The organism is Lacinutrix himadriensis, from assembly GCF_001418105.1.
Taxonomy (GTDB): Bacteria; Bacteroidota; Bacteroidia; order Flavobacteriales; family Flavobacteriaceae; genus Oceanihabitans; species Oceanihabitans himadriense.
Map to the genome: position 1 here is coordinate 336573 of NZ_LIQI01000019.1, position 22443 is coordinate 359015.

General features: G+C 33.7%; 23 protein-coding genes and 1 tRNA gene. 17 read left to right on the forward strand and 7 right to left on the reverse strand.

All coding sequences use genetic code 11. The annotated features are described in order from the left end of the window. Positions 1-71: 71 nt before the first annotated feature. On the forward strand, positions 72-941 hold the full coding sequence (locus AMD28_RS07130; RefSeq protein WP_055443466.1) for a universal stress protein: 870 nt from the start codon (positions 72-74) through the stop codon (positions 939-941). A 27-nt stretch (positions 942-968) separates the two neighbouring features. Continuing rightward, complete coding sequence (locus AMD28_RS07135) at positions 969-1268, forward strand: hypothetical protein (RefSeq protein WP_055443467.1); 300 nt, start codon at positions 969-971, stop codon at positions 1266-1268. A 164-nt stretch (positions 1269-1432) separates the two neighbouring features. On the opposite strand, the gene AMD28_RS07140 is transcribed toward AMD28_RS07135, so the two are convergent. Continuing rightward, positions 1433-2065, reverse strand: coding sequence for a hypothetical protein (locus AMD28_RS07140; RefSeq protein WP_055443468.1), 633 nt, complete (start codon positions 2063-2065; stop codon positions 1433-1435). 267 nt (positions 2066-2332) lie between these two features. Here AMD28_RS07140 and msrB point away from each other — a divergent pair, with 267 nt between their 5' ends. The 8 genes from msrB (at position 2333) to AMD28_RS07185 (ending at position 8787) form a co-directional block, all read left to right on the forward strand. Next, complete coding sequence (msrB, locus tag AMD28_RS07145) at positions 2333-2794, forward strand: peptide-methionine (R)-S-oxide reductase MsrB (protein ID WP_055443469.1); 462 nt, start codon at positions 2333-2335, stop codon at positions 2792-2794. Beyond that, a complete protein-coding gene (gene msrA, locus AMD28_RS07150; RefSeq protein WP_055443470.1) occupies positions 2784-3323 on the forward strand; it encodes a peptide-methionine (S)-S-oxide reductase MsrA in 540 nt (179 codons plus the stop codon). The genes msrB and msrA overlap by 11 nt, the downstream gene beginning before the upstream one ends. Before the next feature lie 92 nt (positions 3324-3415). Then, a complete protein-coding gene (locus tag AMD28_RS07155) occupies positions 3416-3904 on the forward strand; it encodes a peroxiredoxin family protein (protein ID WP_055443471.1) in 489 nt (162 codons plus the stop codon). A 2-nt stretch (positions 3905-3906) separates the two neighbouring features. Next, positions 3907-4440, forward strand: a complete 534-nt coding sequence (locus AMD28_RS18865; RefSeq protein ID WP_241492453.1) for an N-acetyltransferase — start codon at positions 3907-3909, stop codon at positions 4438-4440. A 15-nt stretch (positions 4441-4455) separates the two neighbouring features. Continuing rightward, complete coding sequence (locus tag AMD28_RS07170) at positions 4456-6018, forward strand: protein adenylyltransferase SelO (protein WP_055443472.1); 1563 nt, start codon at positions 4456-4458, stop codon at positions 6016-6018. Positions 6019-6093: 75 nt separating this feature from the next. Continuing rightward, on the forward strand, positions 6094-7035 hold the full coding sequence (locus AMD28_RS07175) for an aldo/keto reductase (protein ID WP_055443473.1): 942 nt from the start codon (positions 6094-6096) through the stop codon (positions 7033-7035). A gap of 20 nt (positions 7036-7055) precedes the next feature. Further along, on the forward strand, positions 7056-7556 hold the full coding sequence (locus AMD28_RS07180) for a peptide-methionine (S)-S-oxide reductase (RefSeq protein WP_055443474.1): 501 nt from the start codon (positions 7056-7058) through the stop codon (positions 7554-7556). 13 nt (positions 7557-7569) lie between these two features. Then, positions 7570-8787, forward strand: a complete 1218-nt coding sequence (locus tag AMD28_RS07185) for a bifunctional alpha/beta hydrolase/OsmC family protein (protein WP_055443475.1) — start codon at positions 7570-7572, stop codon at positions 8785-8787. 368 nt (positions 8788-9155) lie between these two features. Here the strand turns inward: AMD28_RS07185 and AMD28_RS07190 are convergent, their stop codons facing one another. Next, positions 9156-9710, reverse strand: coding sequence for an REP-associated tyrosine transposase (locus tag AMD28_RS07190; protein WP_055443476.1), 555 nt, complete (start codon positions 9708-9710; stop codon positions 9156-9158). A gap of 541 nt (positions 9711-10251) precedes the next feature. Between AMD28_RS07190 and AMD28_RS07195 the strand changes: the two genes are divergently transcribed. From AMD28_RS07195 to AMD28_RS07210, 4 genes are all read left to right on the forward strand, one after another. Next, a complete protein-coding gene (locus AMD28_RS07195; protein ID WP_055443477.1) occupies positions 10252-11037 on the forward strand; it encodes a DUF3108 domain-containing protein in 786 nt (261 codons plus the stop codon). A 7-nt stretch (positions 11038-11044) separates the two neighbouring features. Beyond that, entirely contained in the window at positions 11045-11455 is a 411-nt protein-coding gene (locus AMD28_RS07200) for an FUSC family protein (RefSeq protein WP_193787279.1), read from the forward strand. A 48-nt stretch (positions 11456-11503) separates the two neighbouring features. Then, positions 11504-12541: a M28 family metallopeptidase gene (locus tag AMD28_RS07205; protein ID WP_055443478.1), complete on the forward strand. Its 1038-nt coding sequence runs from the start codon at positions 11504-11506 to the stop codon at positions 12539-12541. 130 nt (positions 12542-12671) lie between these two features. Then, positions 12672-14222, forward strand: coding sequence for a M28 family peptidase (locus AMD28_RS07210; RefSeq protein WP_055443479.1), 1551 nt, complete (start codon positions 12672-12674; stop codon positions 14220-14222). A 200-nt stretch (positions 14223-14422) separates the two neighbouring features. On the opposite strand, the gene AMD28_RS07215 is transcribed toward AMD28_RS07210, so the two are convergent. The 3 genes from AMD28_RS07215 to bshB1 all read right to left on the reverse strand — a co-directional run bounded on the left by AMD28_RS07215 (position 14423) and on the right by bshB1 (position 15856). Then, entirely contained in the window at positions 14423-14902 is a 480-nt protein-coding gene (locus AMD28_RS07215; RefSeq protein WP_152975561.1) for a hypothetical protein, read from the reverse strand. A gap of 84 nt (positions 14903-14986) precedes the next feature. Then, a tRNA-His gene (locus tag AMD28_RS07220) sits at positions 14987-15062 on the reverse strand. Between the two features lie 77 nt (positions 15063-15139). Further along, complete coding sequence (gene bshB1 / locus AMD28_RS07225; protein ID WP_055443481.1) at positions 15140-15856, reverse strand: bacillithiol biosynthesis deacetylase BshB1; 717 nt, start codon at positions 15854-15856, stop codon at positions 15140-15142. A 238-nt stretch (positions 15857-16094) separates the two neighbouring features. Between bshB1 and AMD28_RS07230 the strand changes: the two genes are divergently transcribed. From AMD28_RS07230 to AMD28_RS07240, 3 genes are read left to right on the forward strand one after another with little or no spacing between them, the layout of a single operon-like run. Continuing rightward, complete coding sequence (locus AMD28_RS07230; protein WP_241492454.1) at positions 16095-17924, forward strand: SLC13 family permease; 1830 nt, start codon at positions 16095-16097, stop codon at positions 17922-17924. 39 nt (positions 17925-17963) lie between these two features. After that, positions 17964-19574 carry a phosphoenolpyruvate carboxykinase (ATP) gene (pckA, locus tag AMD28_RS07235; RefSeq protein ID WP_055443483.1) on the forward strand — a complete coding sequence of 537 codons (1611 nt, stop codon included), beginning with the start codon at positions 17964-17966 and terminating at the stop codon, positions 19572-19574. 51 nt (positions 19575-19625) lie between these two features. Then, on the forward strand, positions 19626-20336 hold the full coding sequence (locus AMD28_RS07240; RefSeq protein ID WP_055443484.1) for a DUF2490 domain-containing protein: 711 nt from the start codon (positions 19626-19628) through the stop codon (positions 20334-20336). A 13-nt stretch (positions 20337-20349) separates the two neighbouring features. Here AMD28_RS07240 and rlmF read toward each other — a convergent pair whose 3' ends face one another. Together rlmF and AMD28_RS07250 are read right to left on the reverse strand one after the other, a co-directional pair. Continuing rightward, positions 20350-21240 carry a 23S rRNA (adenine(1618)-N(6))-methyltransferase RlmF gene (rlmF, locus tag AMD28_RS07245; protein ID WP_055443485.1) on the reverse strand — a complete coding sequence of 297 codons (891 nt, stop codon included), beginning with the start codon at positions 21238-21240 and terminating at the stop codon, positions 20350-20352. Further along, positions 21233-22390: a trans-sulfuration enzyme family protein gene (locus AMD28_RS07250; protein ID WP_055443486.1), complete on the reverse strand. Its 1158-nt coding sequence runs from the start codon at positions 22388-22390 to the stop codon at positions 21233-21235. The genes rlmF and AMD28_RS07250 overlap by 8 nt, the downstream gene beginning before the upstream one ends. Between the last annotated feature and the right edge of the window lie 53 nt (positions 22391-22443).

Here is a 22443-nt window from a genome sequence, read left to right on the forward strand (position 1 = left end):
ACTGACGAAAGTCATTTACTCCCAAGTTAATAGTCTGTAATTTAGGTGTCTATAAAAAAACCGATGCAAAAATGAAAACGATATTATATGCTACTGATTATTCAGAAAATTCTGTTCCTGCTTTAAAATATGCGTATTCGCTAAGTAAAGCCCTGCGAGCGACATTAAAAGTGATTCATGTTTTTGATTATCCAACCTTGTTAGATCATTTTAGTTTAAAAGCAGAAGATCCATTTCCAGACTTGGAAGGTGATGCTATTAAAAAACACATTTCAAAACTTAATGCGTTTTGTGAAGAACATTTAGGTTCCGATTTAGATAAAATGCACATAAAGGTGGAAGCTATTGAAGATAAATCTATAGTCCACGGCATTACAAAAAAAGCGACTGAGTTGGATGCTTTTTTTATTATTACAGGAATGAAAGGTGTTAGTGCTATAAAGGAAATCATTATGGGTAGCACTGCTAAAAACCTTCTTAAAGATTCACCTTGCCCAGTACTCACTATTCCAGAAGATGCAAGTCATACTAAAATTAATACCATTGTATATGCCACAGATTTTGAAGAAGAAGACTTGGGTGCCATTAATAAGCTGGTAGAAATTGCAGAACCTCTTCATGCTAAAATCAAGCTTGTTCATGTTTTTCCTTTAAATGAAAAATTAAACATAGCCGAAAAGAAAGAACTAGAAGATAAAATTCATGAAAAAATTAAATATACAGACGTAACACTTGATATTTTATATGCAGACGATGTATTTAAGACCCTTAAAACATACTTTGGTAATTCCAATGCCGATCTAATTGGCATGCTAGAACGAGAAAACCAAATGCTATCCGCACACGTATTCCATAGAGATTTAGTTAAAAAAATGGAATCTTATGGTAAGATTCCTGTGATAAGTTTTAACGCCAAAAATTATGGCATATTCCATTTATAAAAATTAACCACTAAAACATTTAATAAGATGTCCAGAAGAATATTTAGAATCGTTATTATACTAGCAGTTGCATTAGGAATTTACCTTTTTATAACAAAAGAATCCCATACCAAAAGTTTTTTAATTATCATTTCTACACTTGATTTTTTACTATTGAGTCTAGGTATTCATGGGTTAATTGCACATTCCTTACGCCCAAAATCGAAAGGGGAATTAATTACTTTCCCGCTTTTAATGTGGGTACTTTGGGCTGTTTTATTTTTAGTATTTGTATTTTTTATTATCCCTATTTACTGTCCCGACTTTTTGGTTGATCCCAAAATGTAATCCTTTATTTATCCTCGAAACACGGAACAAATAAAAGCTACAAGACTCATAAATAGATGATTTCACACACATTCTAGCGAACAAAGTTCTTCTGTAAAAGTAATTTTATGCATAAAAAAACTACTTGTTTTCAGTACTAAAAACAAGTAGTTTTATAATCTTTATTATTTTATATTAACAATACCTTCTTCACTTAACGATTTCATAATAACTTTCACATAATCTTTAACGGTTGTATTGATTTGTTTTGGGTCTACAATATCATAAGAAGCGACCCAAACTAATGATTTGTCATTATTTTCTTCTATATTATATAAAGAAGCTTCCACATGATATACTTTATATTTTTCATAATACCCATCATCAAAATAAACATCTTGATATAAGTAATAATATCGGCCAAAACGTTTCCAATAATATCCAGGTCTATATGTCGTACCAGAATATGTTTCTTTTTCATCTACCCCTTTTACTGCCGAAATTAAAACAGCGTCAAACCCATCTTTAGAAATTTTTACTAATTCGGTATTAATGTCGTCTTCTGTTTGTTTTACATTGGTAAAAGATGGTTCAAATACATTAGAACTACTCATTGCCTCGATACCACTTTTTTTAAATTCCGAAGTTAATTGTTCTTCAAACTGCTTTCTGGCAGTAAGATTATCTGTCATACCAACAATTAAAACTTTTTTAGGCTTGTAGTTGGTATATTCTTGACTTTTCCAACTATCTACCATTCTAGAAGAGGAACAACCAACCATTAGAAATAAAACGATTACTAAATAAACTGTTTTCATAACATTTGTTTTTAAAGGTGTTTTATAAAACTATCTTAAAACAAGCTGTATAACAATGATATATATCAGAATCCCATATAAATTATTAAAAGATATAATTATACATATTAGGTACAAAAACGGGTGCTACTTTAAAAGCCCGAAGCAACTGTTTTCGTCTTTTTAGTCCCGTTTGCCGATTTTATAATAAGCTGTAAGTTTTTTAACAAAAAAGCGTCTAAAAATGTATCTTTAAAACATCTATTAATTTAAGAAAGGAATAACAGTATGCTTACTTGGAAACATATTATTAATTATACCGTAAATGGAAACCCTACTCCAGATAAAAGAGTAGAAAAAACCGAAACCGAATGGAGTGAACTACTTACTCCGGAACAATTTAGAGTTACTAGACAAAAAGGAACCGAAGCACCTCATAGTGGCGCGCTTTGTAGTATTTATGACGAAGGACAATACAATTGTGTTTGTTGCAATACGCCTTTGTTTGACTCTACCATTAAATTTACTTCGGGATCTGGTTGGCCAAGTTTTACACAGCCAATACAAGAAAATGCTATTCAGTATAAAAAAGATACTGCCTTTGGTATGGTTCGCGTAGAAGTAATGTGCAATACTTGTGATGCACATTTAGGACATATTTTTCCAGACGGACCAGAACCTAGCGGATTGCGTTATTGTATTAATTCTGCATCCATGCAATTAGAGAAAGGGACCGTAAATGAAAACTAAAAACCTACAATTAGCCACTATTGGTGGTGGTTGTTTTTGGTGTACAGAAGCTGTATTCCTGGAAGTAAAAGGCGTAGAAAAAGTAATCTCTGGTTATGCTGGCGGAACAGTTCCTGGGCACCCAACCTATCGCGAGATCTGTTCTGGATTAACCGGCCATGCCGAAGTGATTCAAATTACCTTTGATGCGAATGTAATTTCCTATGAAGATATCTTGGTCATTTTTATGACTACACATGATCCTACCACCTTAAATCAACAAGGTGCCGATCGCGGAACGCAATATCGTTCGGTTATTTTTTATCATAATGAAAAGCAAAAGGAAATTGCCGAAGTAGTTATTAAAGAGATTGCTCCATTTTATGAAAATACAATTGTAACAGAAATCAGTGCTTTTCCTGTTTTTTACGAAGCAGGAAAAGAGCATCAAGATTTCTACAGAAGTAATCCTGGTTTTGGCTATTGCTCTTTTGTAATCGACCCAAAACTAGCAAAGCTTAGAAAGCTGCATAGCGAGAAACTGAAATAGTTACACCATAATATCTATTCGAGGGGTTTTCTTTTTTATTGAAAGTCTCTCGAAGGGATCCTATTCGTTCTAACCATATAAAGGATTTACAAATGGCAAATTTAAAAGAGCAACAACCGTTATTTAAAGCTCCAGAATTCCATATAAAAAAATGGATCGATGCCGAAGGCAACAAAACAGGCGAAATAAAATTATCGGATTTTAAAGGAAAGTTTAAAATCGTATTCTGTTTTCAAAGTTGGTGTCCTGGTTGCCATAGTAAAGGCTTACCAGATTTAAAGGAAATGGTAGACGCTTTAAGCGACAATAAAAACATTCAGTTTCTGGCTGTCCAGACTGTTTTTGAAGGATTTCACGCCAATACCTATGAAAAGATGGTAGAAACGCAGAAAAAGTACGATCTAAAAATACCTTTCGGACATGATGCTGGTACCGACGGAAAATCAAATTCTAATCTCATGACCAACTACCAAACTGGTGGGACACCTTGGTTTATTTTTATTGACAAACACGATAATGTGGTGTTGAGTGATTTTCATTTATACCCAAAGGCAACAATTGCATTTTTAAAAACGCTCTAGGGATGAAAAACATTCCAGAAATAAAATTATTTGGAACAGCCGCTTGTCATAAAACAACGTTTTATAAAACTTGGTTAGACCAAACAAAACTTCCGCATCATTTTTTGGATGTAGCAGAAAATGAAGTGCATCTGGAAACATTGCGCAATCTTTATGAAAGCAGGAAGGGACATTTTCCAACGATAACGATTGGAAAAAAGAAATTAAGAAATCCGAAACCAGAGGAATTACAAAAATGGATAAACAAGCTAATACCAGAAATTTTGGAAATTACACACGACAAAGAAAAGCAACGTTTTACCTTAGCTATTAATGACGAAATAGCAAAAGTAGATTACCAAATAAGAGATAATAAAATGTATCTTATGCATTCGGAAGTGCCATATAACTTAAGAGGGCAAGGTATTGGTAAGGTTTTGGTCGAAAAAACATTCGAGCAACTCACCAAAGAAGGCTATACCACCGTGGCTATTTGTAGCTACATAAAATCGGTTGCGGCTAAAAGTGAGAAATGGAAAACGAAAATAGCATATTAAGCAGCAAGGGAACTAATGAAACTGAATATACAAGATCAATTTAATAAAGAATTACCAGCAGATCCTATTCTGGAAAATACCAGAAGACAGGTGGAAAACGCTTGTTTTTCTTATGTGACACCTATAAAAACGGCAAATCCGGAACTCGTACATGTTTCTCCAGAAATGCTTAGCGAATTAGGCATCACTCCAGAAGAAGCTAAAAGTGAAGACTTCTTAAATGTCTTTACAGGGAATGCCATTTTACCTAATACCAAGCCGTATGCGATGTGTTATGGCGGACATCAATTTGGAAATTGGGCAGGACAGTTAGGTGATGGTCGCGCTATTAATTTAACAGAAGTAGCACACAATAACAAACATTGGGCAATCCAATTAAAAGGTGCTGGAGCAACCCCATATTCGCGTACTGCAGATGGCTTGGCGGTTTTGCGTTCTTCCGTTCGGGAGTATTTATGTAGCGAAGCCATGTACCATTTAGGCGTGCCAACCACCAGAGCTTTATCTTTAAGTGTATCTGGCGATCAGGTATTGCGAGATATGTTATATGATGGCAATGCTGCTTATGAAAAAGGTGCTATTGTTTCGCGTATTGCTCCAAGTTTTTTACGCTTCGGAAGCTATCAAATTTTAGCAGCAAGACAAGATACCAAGACCTTAAAAATGCTTGTAGATTATACTATAAAACATCATTTTTCGCATTTAGGCGAACCTAGTAAAGAAACCTATTTGCAGTTTTTTGAAACGGTTTTAAACGATACTTTAAAAATGATTATCCATTGGCAACGTGTCGGTTTTGTGCATGGTGTAATGAACACCGATAATATGTCTATTCTTGGATTAACCATCGACTACGGACCGTATGGTTGGTTAGAAGGTTATGATGCGAATTGGACGCCAAATACTACAGATAACCAACATAAACGCTATCGTTTTGGTGCGCAGTTAGAAATTGGTCTATGGAATTTATTTCAACTAGCAAATGCGCTATATCCTTTGATTGGTGAAGCAGAAGGCTTAGAAAATAGTTTAAATCAGTATAACGAAAAGGCTGCAGAACAATACGTAGCCATGATGCAAAGCAAATTAGGATTGTTTTTAGAAAGTGAAAATGATGTTTCCTTAATTTTTAGTTTAGACGAAATCCTTCAGCTAACCGAAACCGATATGACTATCTTTTTTAGAAACTTAAGTGCTTTTTCTGCGGAAAACCCTTCGGAAGGATTACAAATTATTCAGGATGCTTTTTATACACCAGATACTATTTCCGAGGATATAAAAGAAAAATGGAATACGTGGTTTACAGATTACGCCAATCGTTTACAAAAGGAAAGTATTTCCGCGGAAGCGAGAAAGGAAAAAATGAATCAGGTGAATCCTAAATATGTCCTTCGTAATTATATGTCGCAATTAGCAATTGATGATGCCAACAAAGGCGATTACAAATTGATAGACACCCTATTTCAGATCCTTAAAAAACCATACGACGAGCAACCAGAAAATGAAAAATGGTTTGCCAAGCGTCCGGATTGGGCAAGAAATAAAGTCGGCTGTTCTATGTTATCTTGTAGTTCATAAAACTAGAATTAAAATAAAAACACAAATTGTCCGCAGGTTATTCTGAAGGCATTTAAAACACTAAAAACAAATACCATGTTAGGATTAGGTACTGCAGCATTAGGAAGACCACAATACATTAATATACGAACGGATAAAAATGTAAATCCGCATTTAGAAGCCTTTAAACAAAATAGCTTTAACGTGTTAGAGCACGCGTACCAATTAGGAATTCGTTATTTTGATACTGCTCCTGGCTACGGATTGGCAGAAGATTTATTATTAGAGTGGTTACAAACCAAAAACGATCCAACGATTCAAATAGCAACAAAATGGGGATATACCTATGTCGCTAATTTTGATGCAAACGCAAAAGTGCATGAAGTAAAAGAGCATAGTTTGGAGAAGCTAAAGGAACAATGGGAAGTATCGAATGCATTTCTGCCACATTTAAAAATATATCAAATACATTCTGCAACCTTAGAAACTGGTATTCTAAATAATACCGATGTTTTAAAGCATTTAGCATTTTTAAAAAACGAATATAACACGCAAATTGGGATTACAACTACTGGAAGCAACCAATTGGAAGTCATAAAAAAAGCATTAGATGTTTCGGTGGAAGGAAAACAGCTGTTTGATGGTTTTCAGATTACCTATAATATTTTAGATCAAAGTTTAGAAGCCATAGCGAAGGAACTAGTACAACAAGACAAGAAAATTATTATTAAAGAAGCCGTTGCAAATGGTAGAATCTTTAGAAACTCTAAGTATCCTGAGTACGCTAAATTATATGATACTTTAGAAGCATTAGCAACAAAACACCAAGTAGGATTAGATGTCATCGCTTTAAAATTTTGTGAGCAAAACATTCAAAAGAGTATTATTTTAAGTGGTGCAAGTAATACAGAACAATTAAAATCGAATCTTCAAGTAGATACAATTACCTTATCGGAAGAAGAAATAAATCTGCTAAAAACCTTTAAAGTCGATCCAACGGAATATTGGCAAGAAAGAAAACAATTAGCTTGGAACTAAATAAAAACCAGTAACTTTTTATGATTAAAATAGCATTTGGAGGAGGTTGTCATTGGTGTACCGAAGCTGTTTTTCAGTCTTTAAAAGGTGTAGAAAAAGTGGAACAAGGTTTTGTAGCTTCTACAGCAGAGAATGCTAGTTTTTCGGAAGCAGTTATTGTGCATTTTAATCCGGAAGAAATATCCTTAAAAACCTTAACAGAAGTACATTTAATCACACATAAAAGCACGAGTAATCATTCGATGCGAGAAAAATACCGTTCTGCAATTTATACGTTTTCCGAAGCACAAAAAGAAGAAGCTTCCGATTTAATTAAAAGTTTTCAGCCCGATTTTGAGCATCAATTAATAACACGTGTATTGCCTTTTTCGGTATTTAAAGGGTCGCGTGAAGCGATTCAGAATTACTATTTAAAAAATCCGGAAAAGCCATTTTGCAAAAAATTTATTCATCCGAAATTAGAAATGCTTTCTAAAAAGTATTCGGAGCATATTAAAAAACAAACACATCCTATCATCTAATACATTCCATTTTATGAAAAGCACAAAACTAAAAATAGAAAATAAAAACGGACAAGCCTTACAAGCACATCTGGAATTACCCGCAAATCAGAAACCAAACTACTATGCTATTTTTGCGCATTGCTTTACCTGTAGTAGTACTTTAAGTGCTGTGAAAAATATTAGTCGTGCGTTAACTACGCATGGTTTTGGAGTACTAAGATTTGATTTCACCGGATTAGGAAAAAGTGAAGGGGAATTTGCCGAGAGTCATTTTTCTGCCAATGTAGACGATTTAATTGCAGTGAGTGATTATATGCAATTACACTACAAAGCACCTTCGTTATTAGTAGGGCATTCGCTTGGTGGTGCAGCGGTTATCACAGCTGGAGCACAATTAGAAAATATAAAAGCAATAGCAACTATTGGCGCACCATCTTCTGTAGAACATGTGACGCATTTATTTTCTCATGGAATAAATGAGGTAAAAGAAAAAGGAGAAGCGCAAGTACATATTGGCGGTCGACCTTTTACTATTAATAAAGAATTTATTGAAAATTTTGATAAAACTGATTTGCCTTCAATAGTAAAAAACCTACGCAAACCAATACTGGTTATGCATTCGCCAACGGATACTATAGTCGGAATTAAAAATGCAGAAGAGATTTATCACAATGCACATCATCCTAAAAGTTTTATCACGTTGGATGGCGCCGATCATTTATTAAGCAATTCTAAAGACAGCATGTATGCTGGAAATATGATTGGTACTTGGTCACAGCGTTATTTTGAAACTGTAGAAAATGAAATGCTAGAAACCAAAGGAGAACAGTTGGTTGGACATTTAAATGTGGTAGAAGATAATTTCACCACGACCATTCAAACAAAAAACCATAATATGATAGCAGATGAACCTGCATCTATTGGCGGTGATGATTTTGGACCATCGCCTTACGATTATTTAAGTGCTGGTTTAGCGGCTTGTACAGTAATGACTTTAAAAATGTATGCCCAAAGAAAAAAATGGGATTTACAAGAAGTTTTTGTGTATATCACCTATTCTAAAAAGCATAGTGATGATTTACTGATAGAAGTAGATACGCCTACTCGATTTGATCATTTACAGAAGAAATTAAAATTTGTTGGAAATCTAGATGACAAGCAAAAACAAAGATTAAAAGAAATTGCTTCTAAATGTCCGGTGCATAAAACCTTACAAAGTGAAGTTTTAATTGATACGGAATTGCTGTAATGAAGAAGCACGTTAGCGCGGATTTGCAATCTAATAGCATGATAGCGAAGATTTGTAATCAGATAGCGCGGATTTGCAATCCGTGTAACGATAGCGCAGATTTGCAATTCGCGTAACCATAGAGCGTATTTGTAATCTGTGACTTTGATAGCACAAATTCATTAATCAGAAAGCGCGGATTTGCAATCCGTGCAACGATAGCGCGGATTTGATAGCACGGATTTGTAATCCGTGACTTTGAAAACCAGATAGCGTGAATTTGTAATACGTTAATATCAATAGTGTAGATTTGCAATCCACGATATCGGTGTTACAAATATTATGGGCACGGATTGCAAATCCGCGCTGTCAAACTTTACAAACGCAAACTAAAACATCGTTAAAATCAGCACCTCTAATTCATAATCTAAACCAGCATAGTTTCTTGCAGAACTAAACACATAATCTTCTGGATTTGCTACAATCTTGTCTTTTACAGGATTGTTATGAATATAATCTAGTTTTTGTTTTATAAATGTATTAGAACTACATATTTCTGCATGATAGCCATTTTGCCAAACTTTATAATTTTGTTCTCGTTTTAAATGATTACAGGCTTTTTTAAAATAATCTAATATCCATTCTCTTCTACTTTCTGGATAGTTTATTAACGTTTTTATTATTTGTTTTGACGTATACTTTTTAAAATCACGCATGATATTAGATAATAAATAACCTTCTTTTGCTTTACATAGCATATGTATATGATTGGACATAACACAATAGGCGTAAATCTCCAATCCTTTTTGTTTCTGACAATAATCTAAAGCGTTTATAATTACATAACGTTGTTTTAACCGTGTAAAAACATCTATCCAACCTACTGTTGTAATTGTTACAAAATAGCCTGTTTCTGCCATTGTTGCTTTATATTTTGTAGACATAATTGTTTTTATACAATTTAAGAAATTTTATAAAAAGATAAAAAGCATAAAAAATGAAGCGCTTTATTACTTTACTTACTCTTATGGTCATGAATCACGGATTGCAAATCCGCGTTATCGGTTAGAAGTAGTTACTCCTACTCGCTTTGATCATTTACAGAAGAAATTAAAATTTATTAAAAATCTGGACGACAACTTATAGGCACGGATTGCAAATCCGCGATATGGCTTTTTTATAAATATTAAAAGTGCATCAAAAACAATGCTCTTTATTACTTACGATTGTGGTAACAGATCACGGATTGCAAATCCGCGTTATCCCGATAGCGCGGATTTGCAATCCGTGACACCTATTTTCCTTGATTGCTCTTTATCTTTACCATCTCTCGCCATAGACAAGCGCAATCGAGCGGCCCGAAATAAAACAACCTTGAAATTTTAAACAGATCTTTTAAAATAAAACACATAAAAAGTGGTTAAGGTATAAGCTTCGGCATAATTAATGTTACAATCTTGTATATTTGAAAAATTTTTAGAATTTATGAAAAAAATAATCGCAGTCCTTTTACTTAGCATAAGCGCCGTTTCGTTTGCACAAAACAATGCGTTTCAAGCTGGTGAAAAATTAAGTTTTACAGCATCTTATAATATGTCTGGTTTATTAACAGATCTTGCAGAGGTGCGCATGGAAACTAGTGAAGTGAAAACTTCTTCCGCTACATTGCTACGTTTAAAATGCACAGCAACGACCTATAGCAAATGGGATAATTTTTTTAAAATTCGTGACATCTACGAAAGTTATGTAAATCCAAAAACACTTACTCCTTACTTATACCAAAGAGATATTGATGAAGGCGGGCATTACAAATTTGTGAAATATACTTTCAATCATAAATCAAATACGGTAAAAAGTTTAAGAAGACAAAAAAGCAAGAATTTTGATTCTGGTTTTTGGGATAGAAATGATGTAGTAAAAATAAATCCAGGAACGAAAGATTTGGTAACTACCATTTACCATATTAGAAATTTAGACATCCATAAAGCACCTGTTGGAGCATCCGATTCTTTTAAAGTATTATTCGATAATGAAGAAACAAGAATTTCTTTTACCCTTTTAGGAAAAGAAACCATCAACACTAACATTGGTAAAAAAGAATGCTACAAACTAGCGATTAGCATTAGTGGCAAAGACGTTTTAAAAGGAAATAACGCCAACATACTTTGGCTAACGGCAGACGAAAATAAAATACCGGTATATGCAAAATTTAGAGTTGCAGTTGGTAGTGGAGAACTTAAAATAAAATCGGCAACAGGTTTAAAAAACTAAAATAGTTATGAGAAAATTATTTATAATCTTAGGTATCATTGCAGCTATAATTGCAGTTGTTTTATCTTCTTTGCCTTTATTTAATATGGCATTCATTCCTGCATTAGCTGCTTTAGCTTTTGGCTTAGCAGCCTTCTATTTATCTAAAAAGGAAAACGAATCTAAAAAAGCGGTACAGTTAGTCTTTTTACTAACCATAATCTCTTTATGTCTTTCTACCTATAAAGCTATTTTTAGCGAAACCGAAGTTGGTGATACGAAAGAATTAGAAGTTCGTGAACAAAAAGCAGAAGATAACGCCATTGAAGAATTAGAAGATTTAGATTTATCTGATATTAAAATAGAACCAGAAATTCGCGTACAAGAAGCAGAAGACAAAGCTATTGAAGAATTAGAAGGTTTAGATTTATCTGAATAATCCTTATCAAATTTTGTATATATTTGAGGTTCAAAAATTTATTAATTTATGAAGATGTACTTTTTACTTTCTGCCTTTATACTGATGGGCTCTTGCGCAGAAAAAAAATACGCTACAAAAATTAAAAACCTTAAAGAAAGTATTGACATCATTGATGGTGATTTAGCAAAAAAATATGCTGCATCAATTACTTCGGAAGCATTAAAAACAAAGCTATACCAATTTGCATCTAGTGATTTTCAAGGTCGTGCAACCGGTGAAGAAGGGCAAAAAAAAGCATCCAATTTTTTAGCAGATTTTTATAAATCGGAAGGCATAGCTTCGCCAATTGCAGATTCTACATACTTTCAAACCATTCCAGAAGACTTTTTACCAGAAGGCACAAACACATCCGAAAACGTATTAGCATATATTGAAGGAAGTGAAAAACCAGAAGAAGTACTTATTATCTCCGGACATCTAGACCATTTAGGAATAGAGAATGATGAAATACATTTTGGAGCAGATGATAATGGTTCTGGTTCGGTTGCTATACTAGAAATTGCAAAAGCATTTAGAAAAGCAGAATTAGAAGGTTTTAGACCGAAAAGAAGCATCCTTTTTTTACATTTAACTGCTGAAGAAATCGGATTACAAGGATCCCTATTCTATACCAAAAACCCAATCTTTACATTAGAAAACACGATTGCTAATCTCAATATAGATATGATAGGAAGAATAGATCCTTTTCATAGAAATAACCCGAACTACATATATATTATTGGTGCAGATAGATTAAGCAAAGAGCTACATTATGTTAGCGAAAAAGTAAACAGCACTACCACCAATTTACATTTAGAATATAAGTATAACAGTGAAGATGATAGTAACAGATACTACTACAGAAGCGATCATTATACCTTTGCAAAACACAATATTCCTGTCATATTTTATTTTAACGGAGAACACGAAGACTACCACAAACCAACAGACACTCCAGATAAAATAAATTATGCTGTCTTAGAAAAAAGAACAAAACTCATCTTTGCGACTGCTTGGCAACTTGCTAATCAAGAAAACAAGCTATTAATGAATAGTGATTTTTAAAATTTAGTTGTTAAAATTTTAATAAACCTTTTTAATTATTCCCACTATTATTTGGCTTTTTCGTAATATAGTAGATTACTTTTATAAAATTACGCAACAAAACCAACTCATTCTATTAAAACACAATCTTATGAAAAAACTGTTATTCCTTTTTGGGATATCTACAATACTATTTTCTTGTGGGTCTTCGCAAAACAAAACAGCAACAAATAGCAAAAAAGCTCTAGAGGTTACTGCCTATGGTAATAGCATTACTTCCGCAGAACTTAAAGAGGCGCTTTACACCTATGCTTCCGATGAATTTGAAGGTAGAAACACAGGAGATCCCGGACAAAAGAAAGCAGTAGAATATTTAAAAAATCATTATGTAAGCTTAGGGATTCCTTCGGCATTACCCAATAACGATTACTTTCAAGAAGTTCCTTTACAAACATTAAGTACACCAGCAATAGATTTATTAGTAAACGGAAAATCATTTACAAATATTGAAGACTACGTATCTGTGATTTCTAGTCCAGATGGCACCTTTAATGCAAAAGAGATAATATATGTTGGTTATGGTATTGATGATGAAAAATTCTCAAGCTATACCAATTTAGATGTAAAAGGTAAAGTCGTTCTTTTTAAAGCTGGAGAACCGAAAAACAGCGATGGAAACTATACGATTTCCGGAACTGATGAAACTTCAAAATGGTCTAATCTAAGACAAGAATTTGTAGCCAAACGTGAGGTTGCAGAAAACAAAGGCGCAAAAGCCGTTTTGTTCTATAATCCAGACGCTTACAGTTTTGTTGCCAAAAGATTTGGAGGTAGTCATGGTAGAATGTCTTTAGTAGAACCACCAAAAGATCTATACTACTTCATTATAAATACCGATTTAGCAAAAGCAATTCATAGCACTATTGATACTTCAGACAAAACAGAAACACTAAATAGCGCTATTGAATTTAATTATAAAAATGCTTCCAATACTTTCGAATCTGAAAATGTGGTAGCCATCATTAAAGGAAGTGAAAAACCAGAAGAATATGTAGTAGTATCTGCACATTTAGATCATGAAGGTATTAAAGATGGTGAAATATACAATGGCGCAGATGATGACGGTTCTGGTACTGTGGCTATGTTAGAAATTGCAGAAGCATTTCAAAAAGCAGTAGAAAACGGACAAGGACCAAAACGTTCTATCGTGTTTTTACACGTAACAGGAGAAGAAAAAGGCTTACTCGGTTCTAAATATTACACAGACCAAGATCCAATTTTTCCTTTAGCAAATACGGTTGCCGATTTAAACATAGACATGATTGGTCGTACAGATCCGAAACGTGAAAAGACCAACAGAAACTATCTTTACCTAATTGGTAGCGATAAATTAAGTACCGAATTACACAACATTTCCGAAGAAATGAATACCAAATACTGTAACATCGATTTAGATTACACTTTTAATGATGATAATGATCCAAACCGTTTTTACTACAGAAGTGACCACTACAACTTTGCAAAAAACAACATTCCTGTAATCTTTTATTTTAATGGAACACACGCAGATTATCACAAACCAAGTGATACACCAGACAAAATTGAATACGATTTATTAGAAAACAGAACCCGTTTAATTTTCTATACCGCTTGGGAATTAGCAAATCGTAAAGACAGAATAAAAGTAGATAAAGCAAATTAGTATTTCGGCTTGTCCAACGAAGCTTTAGCGAAGTTGGGCGTTCACTACTACGCTAAAAAAGCTACGTAGTACCGCGCTATCCACTATATCTTTTTACAGGAAAAGTAAAAAGGATGCCGTTACTATCACTAACGCAAAAAAAAAAAAGAGTTATAAATTTTTAATTTATAACTCTTTTTTTTTCTCTGTTTTTATAAAAACTAAAAACGCATCGCCAATCCTATTCCGGTACCATTGGCTATAATTTGATATTCCGGTTTAAACGTTTTATAAGACGTGGCATTTAAGGTGGCATTATATAACTCCACCGCTTTATTCGCATCTTTATCAGCACTGGATCCAAGAGGAATTGCAACAATAGCCAATCCTGCTCCTATTCCTGCAAGTACCCAATTGGGATCACCTCCACTAATGGCTTCTCCAATTGGCCACCCAATTAAAGCTCCACCAGAAAAACTAATAACCGTAGCAAATATACTTTTAGACTTTGCACTTCTTACCAAATGTAAAACTTCGGCATTCGTTTCTACTTTTTCAATTAATTCGTTAAGCGCTAATTTATTTCCATCCTCATAAAATGTATATCCTGTAAAGGAATGCCTTTTAAACGTCATTTCCTGCGCATTACAAAAGGAAGCCACCATAAGGACTAGAACTATGAGTATCGTTGTTTTCTTCATTTTATGTGAATTTTAATAGTTAATAAAAAAAGGAATCTATACATACAAAAAAAGCTCCTCTTAAAAAGAGAAGCTTTTGCTTTTGGGTGAAAGACGGGATTCGAACCCGCGACCCTCGGTACCACAAACCGATGCTCTAACCAACTGAGCTACAATCACCATAAAAACATTCTTTAAGAATGCGAGTGCAAATGTAAATTATTTAGTAATTACTGCAAAGATTTTTTTGCAAAATTTTTACTTTAAATCAAACAAACTTTCTACAGCCGCATAACGCTCTGTGGTAAAGCCTTCTGCATGTGCTACTCCAACCAATCTTCCTAGGTCTCTAGCTCTATAATCTACACTATCTGTAAAGTTTCTACTCGAAATAGGTGTTTCAGGCTCTTTACTGTTCACATCAAAAAACTGTGTTTGGTACGCTAAAACAGATGCTATCTTAGTTTCTATAGACTCAGAAATATCAACTACAAAGTCTGGCTCTATATTTTTCCATTGTATATAATGGTATACCTGCTTTGGTCTCCATTGCTTTTGTAGGCTTCCATCGACTTCGGTTTCAATCTTTATCAATCCGCTTAAAAAGCACGCATCACTTACCAGCTGACTCCCCTTACCGTGATCTATATGCCTATCGTCAATAGCATTACATAAAATAATTTCTGGCTGATACTTACGTATCATCTTTATAATCTCTAATTGATGCTGTCTGTTATTAATAAAAAAACCATCCGCAAAACCAAGATTTTCACGCACAGCAACTCCTAAAATCTTAGCCGCATTGGTAGCTTCTTGTTTTCTAGTTGCTGCTGTACCTCGAGTTCCTAGTTCACCTCGCGTTAAATCTACGATACCAACCTTTTTTCCTTTTTTAATTTCTTTTGCAATAGTACCACCACAACCTAATTCTACATCATCTGGATGCGCACCAAAAGCTAATATATCTAGTTTCATATGTGTTTTTCGTTTTTCTGAATATCAAAAATATTAAAAAGAAGACAGATAACCGCTTTCTTTTTAACTAGCAATCATTATTGTTTGAAATAAATTAAAGAATTCTTAATAAAGAATAGTCAAAATTATAAAATTTGCAATACTTCGAAGTATGATAATAGTCATAAATATTACTTTCTAATGACTATACCTTTATTCCATAATTAAATACAATGAATTTTTAGTAATTATGACTTTAATGATAGCAATTCTTATTATCACCATCGCCTTATTTATTTGGGGCAAATTTACACCAGATATTATCGCATTACTATCAATGTTAAGTTTATTTCTTTTTGGTATTTTAAACTTAACAGAAACACTAAGCGGTTTTAGTAATCCGACTGTTATTATGATTGCTGCTTTATTTATTATTGGAGAAGGATTATCGCAAACTGGCTGGACAGCTTTGGCTGGTGAAAAATTTATAAAAATGGCTGGTAAAAGTAAAACGAAACTTTTACTAATAACCACATTAGGTTCGGGACTACTTTCTGGAGTAGTAAGTAATACAGGAACAGTAGCAACACTAATGCCAGTAACCATAGCTTCTGCTTGGAGTATTGGAACATTGCCCTCTAAATTATTAATGCCCGTTGCCTTTGGCTCTAATACCGGAGGCTTATTAACACTAACAGGAACACCTCCAAATATTATAGTAAATAACGCCATGATAGAAAGTGGGCTTGAAGGTTTCTCTTTCTTTGAATTTAGTTTAATAGGTATTCCGTTATTACTAATAACACTTCTCTATTTTAAATTTATCGGACATAGACTTTTACCTGATAACAAAACGAATAATAAACCTGTAGATATAAGTAATACGCTTCATAAATGGATTGAAGCTTATCAAGTAGATGGTGAATATTATAGATTAAGAGTAAGATCTGTATCGCCATTATTAAATACTAAATTAGGAGATTGGGATTTTGAAAATAAATATGGTGTATCTATACTTCGTATTAAGAGAAGACACCCTAACCGTCTTAAAGGAAAGGACCCTTATATTGAACTTCCAACAGAGGATACAGAATTCTTGTATCATGATATCATAACAGTAAAGGGAGAAACGCAGGCTATAAATGCATTAATGATTAGTTTAAGACTAGGGCTTTTACCTTTAAAACCTATTGCAAATGAGCTAAGAACCAATCTGATTAATAGAGAAGTTGGTATGACGGAAATATTGGTAACACCTCAATCTTCTTTAGTTGGAAAACAAATAAAATCTATTCACTTTTTTGATAGATATAATGTACAATTAATGGCTGCTTCCCGTAACTCAAAACCGCTAACAGAACGAGAAATTACAGTAAGAGCGGGGGATTCTTTTTTAATTAGAGGAGAATGGAGTGCTATTGACGATTTAAAGAAACATCATGAACATATCGTAATTTGTGGCAGTCCGGAAGGCATGGTTAAGACCGTAACTAATATTACCCTTAAATCTTATATCGCGTTATTATCTTTAATGTTAATGATTGTTTTATTGGTATTTAAACTTGTACCTGGATCGATTGCGGCATTAATTTCTGCCGGCATTGTATTAATCACTGGCTGTGTTCCAATGGCCAAAGCATATAAAGGTATTAGTTGGGTGAGTGTTATTATGATTGCTGCTATGATACCTATGGGAGTTGCTTTACAAAAAACAGGAACAGCAGAGCTAATAGCCAATGGACTTGTTAACACTTTAGGAGCTTTACATCCTATTGTACTACTAGGAGGTATTTTTCTATTAACCACATCCTTTAGTCAGGTTATTAATAATTCAGCTACAGCTGTATTAATGGCACCTATAGCAATTCTTACCGCAAATTCTCTAAACCTTTCTGCTGCTCCCTTTATGATTATAGTAGCTATTAGTGCATCCACCGCATTTCTAACTCCTGTTGGCACAACAACAAATGCTATGGTAATGACAGCTGGTGGATATAAATTCATGGATTACTTAAAAGTAGGAGCTCCATTGCTGCTACTCTTCTTAATAACATCATTAATACTAGTGCCATTATTTTGGCCTTTTTAACATTTTTACATCTGGAACAATACATTAAAACAACCGATTATGAAAACAAGAGATCTAACAAAGTACGGAATTAAAGACACCAATGCACATTGGAATCTTTCCCCTGAAAAATTACAAGCCATTACTATTGAAAAAGGAATGGGTAAAGAAACTGCTAACGGGACATTAGCGATTAACACTGGAAAATATACGGGACGCTCACCTCAAGATCGATTTATTGTAAAAGATGATTATACAAAAAATCGCGTTTGGTGGGGAAAAACAAACAAACCTATCTCTCCTGAAAATTTTGAATATTTACAATCTGAAATCACAAAATATCTCAGCGGTAAAGAAATCTATGTAAGAGATGCTTATGTATGTGCAGATCCAGAATACAAAACAAATGTGAGAACCGTTACCGAATATCCTTGGTCAAACATGTTTGCCTACAATATGTTTTTACGTTCTGATGAGTCTGAATTAGAAAATTTCAAAGAAGATTGGTTAGTACTTTGTGCTCCTGGTTACGAAGCAAAAGACCCTAAAGCTGTTGGATTACGTCAAGGTAATTTTTCTGTACTTAATTTTTCAAAAAAAATAGCTTTAATTGGAGGATCTGGATATACTGGAGAAATAAAAAAAGGTATTTTCTCTTCTTTAAACTTTATTCTTCCTGTTGAAAAGGACGTTTTACCAATGCACTGTTCTGCTAATGTTGGAGAAGCTGGTGATACTGCTATATTTTTTGGATTATCTGGCACAGGGAAAACAACGTTATCTGCAGACCCTAATCGTAAACTAATTGGTGATGATGAGCATGGCTGGACAGCAGATAATAACATCTTTAATTTTGAAGGCGGATGTTATGCTAAAGCTATTGATCTTTCCGAAGAAAAAGAACCAGATATTTTTAGAGCTATTAAACCAGGAGCTATTCTTGAAAATGTAGTTTTTAAAGACAATGATGAAATTGACTATATGGACAGTAGTATCACACAAAATACACGTGTAAGTTACCCTATTTATCATATTGATAATATTCAAAAACCATCCTACGCTAAGAATCCTACAAATATATTTTTCCTAACAGCGGATGCTTTTGGAGTATTACCTCCAGTATCTAAATTAACTCCAGGTCAAGCAGCATATCACTTTATTTCAGGATATACCGCTAAAGTTGCAGGAACAGAAGCTGGTATCACAGAACCTGTACCTTCTTTCTCTGCGTGTTTTGGAGAACCATTTATGCCATTACACCCAACAGTATATGCTGAAATGCTAAGCAAAAAAATGCAAGATGCTGGCGTTAACGTTTGGCTAATAAATACAGGCTGGAGTGGCGGTCCTTACGGCGTTGGTTCTCGTATTAAATTAAAATACACTAGAGCTATGATTACTGCAATCCTAAATGGAGATCTAGATAATGTAGATTATTCTCAACATCCAATTTTTGGATTATTCATGCCAAAAACGTGTCCGAATGTACCTGTAGAATTATTAGACCCAATGAATACTTGGACTGACAAAGGAGCTTATATCAGCAAATCGATTCAATTAGCACATTCATTCCATTTAAATTTTGAAAAATTTGCGAGTGAAGCTTCCGAACAAATAATTGAAGGAGGTCCATTAATTGATGAACACCATCACTTAAAGGAACATATTTAATAGTATCATAACTAAAAAGAGCCCAGAAATGGGCTTTTTTATTTTTTTTCCATGATTATAAAAACCACCCTATTCGTACTACTTTTTGCCTTATTCGTTCCAACACAATTGTTTCCTCAAAAAACTTCTGAAGACTACTTAGGTTCTTGGTATACGCTAGGAATTAACCATAGATTCACAGAAAAAATTAGTGTAACCACATATGCCGAGCTACGGTTCTATGAACCTATATCCAATTATAATTTAATTTTCACTAGCCTTTCCGGAAATTACCATCTTAAACAGAATCAAACCCTTAGTATTGCTTATGCGTACTTAGATATTGATAGTGTTTTTGATGAAGACAATCGTCCCAATACAACAGAAAATAGAATCTATGAACAATACAATTATAAGCATAAACTTGGTGCTTTTAATGTACAGCATCGCTTTAGACTAGAGCAACGCTTTTTGCAATTAGCTGATAAAAACGAATTGCAAAATAGATTACGTTATCGATTTAGTTTAAAATATAACATCAATAAAACGCTATTCCTTGGTATAAAAGAAGAACCTTTTGTTAATTTTCAGGATCAAGCTTTTCATGAAAATCGTTTTTTCATTGGAGCTGGTTTTCGCCTGTTTAAAAACACACAACTACAGATGGATTATTTAAAACATCATATTAGAAAAAAGAATTTTAATCGTATTCAAATAGGAATTAGTATCCTAACCGATTACAGAAAATCTAAATCTCACGTTAATCAACAAAAGCTTCATTAACTTGTTGTTCTAACTACAACAACCAGTCTTTTTTATCTTCTTCTGTTAAAAAAGTCCAAGCCACTACTCTACTTATTTTATTACCAAGCTGCATATTAATCACCTTTACTTCTGTTGCTCCTAATTTCTTAAGTGATTTCTGCATCGATTTCACCAAGGCTTTATTAGAAACTAAACTTGTAAACCAAAAGCAATTGCTTTTATGTAAAGAGCTTTCATATAAATAGGTATGTAAAAAAGCTTTTTCTCCTCCTGTAAACCAAAGTTCACTTGCGGTACCGCTAAAATTTCTAACTACTTGTTTTCCTTCATTCCCAAGACCTTTTAGTTTTCGTTGTGTCGCTTCTAGAGCCTCTTCTTCGTCTTTATAAAAAGGAGGATTACACATACTAACCATAAAAGTGTCTTCCGGTTTTAAAATGCCATTTAAAATTTGCGCCTTGTCCTTTTGAAAACGTAAAGTAATGTTATCACTTAACTTATTTTTGTCTATAATTTTTTGTGCGTTTTTCAAGGAAGCGTTTTCTACATCTGTTCCTACAAAGCGCCAATTATATTCTGCAAAACCAAGCAAAGGATAAATACAAGTCGCTCCTGTACCAATATCTAAAGCCTGTATTTCACTTTTGAAATTATATGGTTTTAAAAGCGCTGCTAAATGATGTATATAATCTACACGACCAGGGATTGGCGGACATAAATGCGCATCTGCAAACTCCCAATAATCTATATTATAATAACTTTTAAGTAATGCTTTATTCAGTATTTTTACTCCTTCCGGATTCGCGAAATCAATCGTTTGTGTTCCGTGGGTATTAGTAAAGACAAAAGGTTCTAGTTTTGGAAACTCCTTCAATAGTGTTTCAAAATCGTACCCTTTACTATGTTTGTTTTTTTTATGCATTTTTTGTTTTGTTTATAGCTTGTTCGATATCCGCTATCAAATCTTTTTTAGATTCGATTCCAACAGAAAAACGAATCAGTCCATCTTTTATTCCTTGTTCTTTTCTAGCTTCGGCAGTTAATAAAGAATGGGAGGTTTTAGAAGGTAATAACATGGTACTTTCTATTCCTGCCAAACTCATAGAAGGTTTTATAAGCGTTAATGCTTTTAAAAACACTTCTGCATCTATGTCTTTTTTTAATTCGAAAGAAAGCATCGCACCAAAACCTTTCATTTGTTTTTTTGCTAAGGCATGATTCTCATGACTCTTTAAACCCGGATAATATACTTTTTCAATAGCTTTATGTGCATCTAAAAACTTGGCTAATTTTCTTGCATTTCGTTGTTGTGCTTTTACACGAATGGCTAAGGTTTTCATACTTCGTTCTAGCATCCAAACGGTAAAATCACTCAGACTTCCGCCAAGCGCAATTCCCGTTTGCCAAATAGTATCTATATGAGCTTGGGTACCTGCAACTGCTCCAGCACAAATATCACTATGACCACCAAAATACTTGGTTGCACTATGCAAAACAATATCGATTCCAAAATCAATTGGGTTTTGTATAATAGGGCTAGCAAAAGTATTATCGATTACAGATAATACTTTTTCCGATTTTGCTAAAGTTGCAACCGCTTTCATATCTACTAATTTTAAAAGCGGATTAGAAGGCGTTTCAATATAAATAAGTTTGGTATTTGGCTGTATACACGCTGCAAATGAAGTGATTTTTAAATCTTTCGTAAAAGTGAATGAGATATTATAACTCTCAAAATGCTTTTCAATAAGGTTTCTTGTTCCTCCATAAATATCATTTTGTACCACCACATGATCTCCAGCTTTCAAGAAAGTAAGCAGAACGGTGCTAATAGCAGCCATTCCGGATCCAAAAATCATAGCAGCTTCTGTGTGCTCTAAAGCTGCAATTTTCTTAGACAAATATTCTTGATTTGGTGTATTGAAGTATCTTGGATAACGCTTAACATCCACATCCATAAACTCATACGAGGTAGACATAAACATTGGCGATACAGCGCCTTTAAACTGTTCATCTGGCGTTTCACCAACATGCGTACAAATGGTATTGATCCCTAACTTTTCATGTTGCATAATTATAGTACTTTTTAGTGCTATAAAGTTATGGAAAAATTGTGTTAAACGAC

Coding starts and splice junctions, on each gene's coding strand:
- AMD28_RS07175 (WP_055443473.1), top strand. CDS start 6,094: ATGTTAGGATTAGGTACTGCAGCATTAGGAAGACCACAATACATTAAT.
- AMD28_RS18865 (WP_241492453.1), top strand. CDS start 3,907: ATGAAAAACATTCCAGAAATAAAATTATTTGGAACAGCCGCTTGTCAT.
- bshB1 (WP_055443481.1), bottom strand. CDS start 15,856: ATGAAACTAGATATATTAGCTTTTGGTGCGCATCCAGATGATGTAGAA.
- AMD28_RS07130 (WP_055443466.1), top strand. CDS start 72: ATGAAAACGATATTATATGCTACTGATTATTCAGAAAATTCTGTTCCT.
- AMD28_RS07250 (WP_055443486.1), bottom strand. CDS start 22,390: ATGCAACATGAAAAGTTAGGGATCAATACCATTTGTACGCATGTTGGT.
- AMD28_RS07135 (WP_055443467.1), top strand. CDS start 969: ATGTCCAGAAGAATATTTAGAATCGTTATTATACTAGCAGTTGCATTA.
- AMD28_RS07205 (WP_055443478.1), top strand. CDS start 11,504: ATGAAGATGTACTTTTTACTTTCTGCCTTTATACTGATGGGCTCTTGC.
- AMD28_RS07140 (WP_055443468.1), bottom strand. CDS start 2,065: ATGAAAACAGTTTATTTAGTAATCGTTTTATTTCTAATGGTTGGTTGT.
- AMD28_RS07240 (WP_055443484.1), top strand. CDS start 19,626: ATGATTATAAAAACCACCCTATTCGTACTACTTTTTGCCTTATTCGTT.
- AMD28_RS07230 (WP_241492454.1), top strand. CDS start 16,095: ATGATAGCAATTCTTATTATCACCATCGCCTTATTTATTTGGGGCAAA.
- AMD28_RS07200 (WP_193787279.1), top strand. CDS start 11,045: ATGAGAAAATTATTTATAATCTTAGGTATCATTGCAGCTATAATTGCA.
- msrB (WP_055443469.1), top strand. CDS start 2,333: ATGCTTACTTGGAAACATATTATTAATTATACCGTAAATGGAAACCCT.
- AMD28_RS07170 (WP_055443472.1), top strand. CDS start 4,456: ATGAAACTGAATATACAAGATCAATTTAATAAAGAATTACCAGCAGAT.
- rlmF (WP_055443485.1), bottom strand. CDS start 21,240: ATGCATAAAAAAAACAAACATAGTAAAGGGTACGATTTTGAAACACTA.
- pckA (WP_055443483.1), top strand. CDS start 17,964: ATGAAAACAAGAGATCTAACAAAGTACGGAATTAAAGACACCAATGCA.
- AMD28_RS07215 (WP_152975561.1), bottom strand. CDS start 14,902: ATGAAGAAAACAACGATACTCATAGTTCTAGTCCTTATGGTGGCTTCC.
- AMD28_RS07190 (WP_055443476.1), bottom strand. CDS start 9,710: ATGTCTACAAAATATAAAGCAACAATGGCAGAAACAGGCTATTTTGTA.
- msrA (WP_055443470.1), top strand. CDS start 2,784: ATGAAAACTAAAAACCTACAATTAGCCACTATTGGTGGTGGTTGTTTT.
- AMD28_RS07210 (WP_055443479.1), top strand. CDS start 12,672: ATGAAAAAACTGTTATTCCTTTTTGGGATATCTACAATACTATTTTCT.
- AMD28_RS07155 (WP_055443471.1), top strand. CDS start 3,416: ATGGCAAATTTAAAAGAGCAACAACCGTTATTTAAAGCTCCAGAATTC.
- AMD28_RS07185 (WP_055443475.1), top strand. CDS start 7,570: ATGAAAAGCACAAAACTAAAAATAGAAAATAAAAACGGACAAGCCTTA.
- AMD28_RS07195 (WP_055443477.1), top strand. CDS start 10,252: ATGAAAAAAATAATCGCAGTCCTTTTACTTAGCATAAGCGCCGTTTCG.
- AMD28_RS07180 (WP_055443474.1), top strand. CDS start 7,056: ATGATTAAAATAGCATTTGGAGGAGGTTGTCATTGGTGTACCGAAGCT.